This is a genomic window from Cumulibacter manganitolerans, assembly GCF_009602465.1.
In the GTDB taxonomy this organism is placed as follows: Bacteria; Actinomycetota; Actinomycetes; order Mycobacteriales; family Antricoccaceae; genus Cumulibacter; species Cumulibacter manganitolerans.
The window spans coordinates 1-1,639 of the sequence record NZ_WBKP01000118.1; the positions used below are offsets into that span (position 1 = coordinate 1).

The 1,639-nt window shown below is 77.9% G+C and carries 1 protein-coding gene; it reads left to right on the plus strand.

Annotated elements, in window-relative coordinates:
* Positions 1–1,639 (plus strand): FtsK/SpoIIIE domain-containing protein (locus F8A92_RS18390; RefSeq protein ID WP_267130061.1); only part of this gene is annotated, 1,639 nt, incomplete at both ends.

A 1,639-nucleotide genomic window follows, 5' to 3' on the forward strand; every position in this document is an offset into this window, starting at 1 on the left:
GGCGGCGGGGCGGACGACGTCGGCGGGCCGCTGCGCCCGGTCCTGGGCCGCGGTGGCGCCGGGACGCCGCTGGTGCTCGACCTCCGCGAGCCGGGCGAGGGCGGTGTGGGCCCGCACGGCCTGCTCGTGGGCGCCACCGGGTCGGGCAAGTCCGAGCTGCTGCGGCTGCTGGTCTGCCGGTTGCTCGAGCGGCACGGCCCCGCCGAGCTGTGCTTCGCGTTCGTCGACTTCAAGGGCGGCGCGACGTTCGCGCCGTTCGACGGCCTTCCCCAGGTCGCCGCCTCGATCACCAACCTGGAGGACGACGCGGGACTCGTGGAGCGGGCCCAGACCGCGCTGTCCGCGGAGCTCGCCCGGCGGCAGCGGGTGCTGCGTGCGCACGGCGTGGCGTCGATCGTCGACCTGCCCTCCGGCACGCTGCCGCGGCTGCTGGTCTGCGTCGACGAGTTCAGCGAGCTGCTGGCCCAGGAGCCGCAGACGATCGACGTCCTGACCCAGATCGGGCGCCTCGGCCGCTCCCTCGGCGTGCACCTGCTCGTGGCCAGCCAGCGGCTGGACGAGGGCCGCATCAAGGGCCTCGACGCGCACCTGTCGTACCGCATCGCGCTGCGCACCCAGGGCGCCGCGGAGTCCCGGGCGGTCATCGGCGTCCCGGACGCCGCCGCGCTGCCGATGACGCCCGGGCACGGATACCTCCAGGCCGCGGGCGCCGTCGTGCGCTTCGTCGCCGACCGGTCCACGGCGGCCGCGGTCGCCCCCGCCTCCGAGCGACCCGGGCCGGTCCGCCGCTGGGCCCACGCCAACGGACCCGAGACCGACCGGACCGCGGGCGCCGACGGGCAGACGGTGCTCGAGCAGGCGACCCGGCGCGCCGGGCGGCGGCCGGGACGCGCCCGGCCGATCTGGGTCCCACCGCCGCAGCGCTCGCCGCGGCTCGACGAGCTCGTCGACGACCTCGCCACCCGGCCGGGGCGCGGCTACGGGTCGGTCGCGGGGCAGGGCGCGCAGGTTCCCATCGGGTGGGTGGACCTGCCCGAGCGCCAGGCGATCGAGCCCTACCTCGTGGATCTGTCCGGCGGCCGCGGGCACGTGGGGATCGTCGGCGCGACCCGCGCGGGCACCAGCACGGCGCTGCGCACGCTGCTGCTGGCCCTCGCCCTGCGGCACACCCCCGAGGAGGCGGCCTTCTTCGTCGTCGACCTGTCCGGTGGCCGGCTGTCCGCCCTGGAAGCGCTGCCGCACACCGCCGCCGTGGCCACCGCGGCCCAGCCCGAGCGGGTCCGCGCGACCATCCGGCACGTCGCCGCCCTGGTGCGCAGCCGCGAGGACGACCCGACGTCCGCCGGCGGCCGGGTCTACCTGGCCGTCGACGGGCTGACCCGGCTGCGCGCCGATCACGAGGACCTCGAAGCCGTCGTCCTGGACGTCGCCCGCCGCGGCCTTCGGCTCGGCGTGCACGTCCTGTGCACCGCGCTGCGGTGGCTCGATGTCCGCCCGCCGCTGCGCGACCTGCTGGGGACCCGGCTGGAGCTGCGGCTCGGCGACCCCGTCGAGTCCGAGATCGACCGCAGGAACGCGGCCCGGGTGCCCCGCGGGACGCCGGGGCGCGGCCTGACCGCGGAGGGCCGCGCGCTGTACG